Raw genomic sequence first — 4,835 nt, 5'->3', positions numbered from 1 at the left:
GTTTTGCCGTGCCTTCGACGGCGCGCATCTGGCGAAGCGGTCTGAGCGCGGTGGATGGCGCATCGGGATCGGTCCAGAGGTAATCGCCGGTGAGATTGATATGCTGCCAACCGAGCGGTGATAGGTGTTGCAGCAGGTCCGGCGGGACCGGCCGGCCGAGGTTGGCGAGATGCATCCGGGCGGCTTGCAGGTAGGTCGTGTTCCACAGGACGATGGCACCGGCGACGAGGTTCAGCGCGCTCGCCCGATGGCTTTGGGCTTGCAGCGCATGATCGCGGATACGGCCGATGCGATGGAAGAAGATGGCGCGTTTCAGGGCATTTTCCGCTTCTCCCTTGTTGAGTTCGCGGGTGGCGCGGCGACGCTGTTCGGGCTGCTCGATCCAGTCGAGCGTGAACAGGGTACGCTCGACGCGACCGATCTCGCGCAACGCCAGTGCCAGGCCGTTGGCGCGTGGATAGGAGCCGAGCCGTTCCAGCATGATCGAGGCGCTGACGACGCCTGTGCGGATCGAGGTTCCCAGTCGCAGCACGTCGTCCCAGTGTGCCTCGATCAGACCTTCGTCGATGCGGCCCGCGACCAGCGGCGCAATATCGGGGCCGGGTTCGATGCCGTTAAACAGGTGCAAACGGCGTGCGGCGATATTCGGGATACGCGGCGCGAACCGGAACCCAAGCAGATGACATAGCGCGAACACATGGTCGGAGACGCCCCCGCCATCGACGTGATGCTCTTCGATGTGCAGATCGGCGCCGTGGTGGAGCAGCCCGTCGAGCACCTGTGCCGCCTCGCTCGCCGAAGCGGAGATAACTGTGGAATGGAACGGCGCGTAGCGATCCGAGACGTGGCTGTAAAAGGAGACAGCCGGCTCTGTCCCCTTGTGCGGATTGACTGCGCCGGTTGCCTGGGCGCGGCGGTCGAGCGGAAAGTTCTGACCGTCTGAGCTGGACGAGGTGCCGGACCCGAACAGCGCGGCCAGCGGCGCGGTGTGTTGGGCGTCGACAAGCCGGGCGAGCGCGCGACCGTAGGTTTCCTCGCGCAGATGCCATGAGGCGAGCCAACCGAGTTGGCGCTGGGTCACGAGATTGCAGGCTTCCGCCATGCGCGTATGGCCCAGATTGGTGGCATCGGCGAGCACCGCCGTGAGGATCGCACGTGGTTCATCCGCGGCACGGCCACTTTGCAGATGCGTGAAGCACTGGCTGAACCCGGTCCATCGATCGACTTCGGCAAGAAGGTCGGTGATGCGGATCGCGGGCAGATGCGCATAGAGCGGCGCAAGGGCGGTATCGGATTCCTCGGGAGTAATCGCCTTCAAGGGCGAAATCCGCAGCCTGCCCAAGCTGAGCTGCACGTCTTCCAGCGCGTCCGTCTCCGCCTTTCGCTCGACCTCGGCCAATCGACGGGCGAGGCGGGCGCGTCGTTCGGCCAGCCAGATATCGGCCGTATCCGGTGCCGGTATCGGCAAGGGGCCGGCCGCGCGCATGTTGGCGAATACGGGGGCAGGAATGAGTTGCTGCTCGACAGCACGATAGCGTCGGCTTCCCTCGACCCACATGTCGCCGGCGCGAAGCCGGTCGCGAAGCTCGACCAGCACGCACAATTCATAGATCCTGCGATCGGGAATGCCGGTGCCGATCGCCCGACGCCAAGCTTGCCGGATGAAGCCGACTGGCGTGCCTGCAGGCAATTTGCGCAGATGACCAAAATGAAGGTCGCGCATGATCGCGACCGCTCGCGCGAGCGCATGGCAGGCTGGCACCGCCCCGAATGTGAACGAGGCGATGAACGAGGGACCGACCTGTCGGAGGACGGGGTAATTGGTCGCGGCGACCGCGACGGGATCGACCGAATCGGGGCGGATCAGCTTGCGGGCTTCATCGACCTCGCGGCCGAGATCATTCCATCCGATCGCTGCCTCGACCGCAGCGCCGATATCGCCACCTGATATCTTGGCGGCGAGCAAGGCAGCGCCGAGTTGGGCAAGCAGCCGGATTTTGCCGTTGATGGTGCGCCGGTTGCGCTTGAGTGTCGTGTCCGCGCTGTTCTGTTCGCGCCGGAACATCTGCCCAAGCAGGCGATCGAACATCAGCACCGCATCGTCGGTGAGGGTAACGATGGTTTCGAGGATGGTCGCCACCAATGTGGCGCGACGCCGCGTCGCTTGCAGCGTCCGAACATGTTGCGCGGTCAGCCGCACGCCTTCCTGGCACAGGCGTCGGAGGCGCTCGGGATGGACGCCTACGGCGATATCCGGATCGATCCCGATGGCCCGAAGCAGTGTCAGTCGCTCGATGATGGCGGCGAATGTCTTTCGGCCGGGCTTGCCGGGTGACTGCCGCACCCAGGCCAGATCGCTCAAGTTCGTGCCTGTGTGGGGCAGGAGAAGCGCATCGAGCAGCCGGCGCTGTCGAGCATCGAGTCCTCGGGTCAGATGCTCGGCGACATGGCGTTCGGCATCGAGCAACGCCTGTGCGACCATCCGCTCGACCGAACTGATGCCCGGCACAATGATGCGCCGTCGCCGGCACTCATCCAGCATCACGCGCGCCAGCCTAGCCCCGCTGGTCGTCGTCAGCGCGATCGGCAGGAGCCATTCCTGCAACGTCGTTCGCAGCGGCCGACTGAGCGGCATGAAGCCGAATGCATCGCGCAGTGCATCGAGCTGTTCGTACCGGGTCGGGCCGCGCGTCGCGTAGTCGGCCAGCACCTCGGGTCCGACCTGCAATTGCTCTGCGACGAACGCGAGCGGCGTATCAGGGATCAGTTCACCGGGTCGCAGGAAACGGCCAGGATAGCGCAGCGCGCAAAGCTGGATCGCGAAACCCAGCCGGTTATGCGGTCGCCTCCGGCGGACGATGATGGCCAAGTCGTCCCGGCTCAATGTCCAGTGCTGGACGAGCAGGGTTTCGTCGTCGGGAAGCGCGAGCAACGCCGCGCGTTGCTCGTCCGACAGGACGGCGCGACGCGGCATCGGCTTAGACCTTGGCCGGTGCGGTCCAGCCGATCCGGGCAAGCGTGCCGAGAAGGGTCGAACGCGGCACCTTGAAGGTCCGGCAGACGGACGCCTTGCTGGCCCCGCCATCCAGCGCGGCGGTGATCCGCTCGAGCGTTTCGGCGTCGATCATCGGCGGGCGGCCACCTTGGCGTCCCCGGCGTTTGGCAGCAGCCAGTCCCGCCATCACCCGTTCGCGCGTGAGCGCACGCTCATATTGTGCCAATGCACCGAACAGCGAGAACAGCAATTCGCCGTGCGGCGTGGTCGTATCCATCTGCTCGGTCAGCGACCGGAACGCGATGCCGCGCGCCTTCAGATCGGTGACGATCGTCAGCAGGTGCGGCAGCGAGCGTCCGAGCCGGTCGAGCTTCCACACGATCAGTGTGTCGCCCGCGTTCAGATAGTCGAGGCAGGCTTTCAGGCCTGGTCGGTCGTCGCGCGCGCCGGATGCCTTGTCGGTATGGAGATGCCGATGATCGACCCCGGTTGCGACGAGCGCGTCCCGCTGGAGATCGACCGTTTGGCGGTCATCGGTCGTTGACACCCGCATATATCCGACCAGCATGTACGACAAACCCTCGAAAGCATGTTTTCGAACACCCTATCAAAGCGACAGGGTTTGTCGATCGTTATGGGCTGAGGCGGGTATGGTTCGGCAAAAGCGCAGGTCCGGAGCGTCGCCTATCACCTGTTTGCCGTCACGCGTCTGCTGTCCGTATGGACGCAAGTAGAAGGCACGCTGATGCCGCAAGAAGCACCAGGTCCTTCAACAGGAACTGTCCGGTTCCGGCCGAAATCGCCGGGAACCCGCCAGCGGTCGGCTCGGCGACGCCAGGCGTGCTCAGGAAAAACGTCAGTGTCACGGCATAAGTCAGGCATGACATCGCCGCGCCGAGAGCGGAGGCCGTCTTGTTGAAAGCACCGATAATCAGCGCAGCGGCCGTCGCGAGCTCGACGGTGCCTATAAAATAGCTTCCACCCTGCACCCCAAAAACGGCCGGAATCCAGCTCATGATCGGACTGTTCTTCATCAATGGCGCGATGCCCATCGCTTCATAGCTCGTGAATTTCATGCAACCGAACCAGAGAAAGATGACCACCAGCGCCCAGCGCAGCAACGCGAGAGACCCGCGAGAGCCGGTCGTCTTTTCAGCTATGTGTAATGTCGAAAACATGGTGCCTCGCTTTCATCATGGCGCATGACCTGCCTTCATGCTTAGACAGGCGTGATATATGCGCTGCGCATACACTATGCGCCGTCAATGAATGAGGCAACCCTTTGAACGTACTCTCGGACCGGCTCGTCAATCTGTTCGGCGCCCTCGCAGTGGGCATCACCGATCGAATTAAGAAGGCGGCATTCGACCCGACGATACCCGGCGGTGGCGAAACCACCGCGGCGATCGTCGTCATCGGTCACGCGACCGGTCTTTCGATCGACGAATTAGGACGGGTGCTAGGCTTGTCCCACGCGGGGACGGTGCGGCTTGTCGATCGATTGGTTGCAGCCGGGTTCGCCGTTCGATCCAAAGCGCTACGGGACCGTCGTGCAGTAGCGCTGATGCTCACTGAGGCAGGCGAGACTCGCCTATCTGCGATCCTGCAACGAAGAAACGAGACTTTATCCGAAATCCTTAGCCATGTCTCGAATGCTGACCGCCTCGTGCTGGAACGTATTGCCGAGACAATACTTGCGCAGATGTCTGACGACGCTGTCTCGGCGCTGACGATATGCCGGCTCTGCGACGAGAGGCGATGCTACAACTGTCCGATGGATGCCTTTGGAATGCTGGAGTCGTCGACGCATAGAGTCGACCCATAAGTGCGCGCAGAGACG

Annotated in this window: 4 protein-coding genes; 1 reads left to right on the top strand and 3 read right to left on the bottom strand. The window is 63.5% G+C overall.

Annotation, left to right across the window (positions count from 1 at the left end; genetic code table 11):
• The 3 genes from AC3WT0_RS19775 to AC3WT0_RS19765 form a co-directional block, all read right to left on the bottom strand.
• The coding region (locus tag AC3WT0_RS19775; protein WP_312251122.1) for a Tn3-like element ISMpo10 family transposase at positions 1-2,974 on the bottom strand (2,974 nt) is incomplete at its 3' end.
• A 4-nt stretch (positions 2,975-2,978) separates the two neighbouring features.
• Positions 2,979-3,563, bottom strand: a complete 585-nt coding sequence (locus AC3WT0_RS19770) for a recombinase family protein (RefSeq protein ID WP_010339849.1) — start codon at positions 3,561-3,563, stop codon at positions 2,979-2,981.
• Positions 3,564-3,696: 133 nt separating this feature from the next.
• On the bottom strand, positions 3,697-4,173 hold the full coding sequence (locus AC3WT0_RS19765) for a YkgB family protein (protein WP_010339850.1): 477 nt from the start codon (positions 4,171-4,173) through the stop codon (positions 3,697-3,699).
• Between the two features lie 104 nt (positions 4,174-4,277).
• Between AC3WT0_RS19765 and AC3WT0_RS19760 the strand changes: the two genes are divergently transcribed.
• Positions 4,278-4,820 (top strand): MarR family winged helix-turn-helix transcriptional regulator, encoded by a 543-nt coding sequence (locus tag AC3WT0_RS19760; protein ID WP_010339851.1) that lies wholly within the window; start codon positions 4,278-4,280, stop codon positions 4,818-4,820.
• The last annotated feature ends 15 nt before the right edge of the window (positions 4,821-4,835 follow it).

The organism is Sphingomonas sp. EU05-FHT14C10 (genome assembly GCF_058790595.1).
The sequence above is the reverse complement of the archived record's forward strand: the minus strand, read 5'-3'. Positions and strand labels throughout refer to the sequence as shown.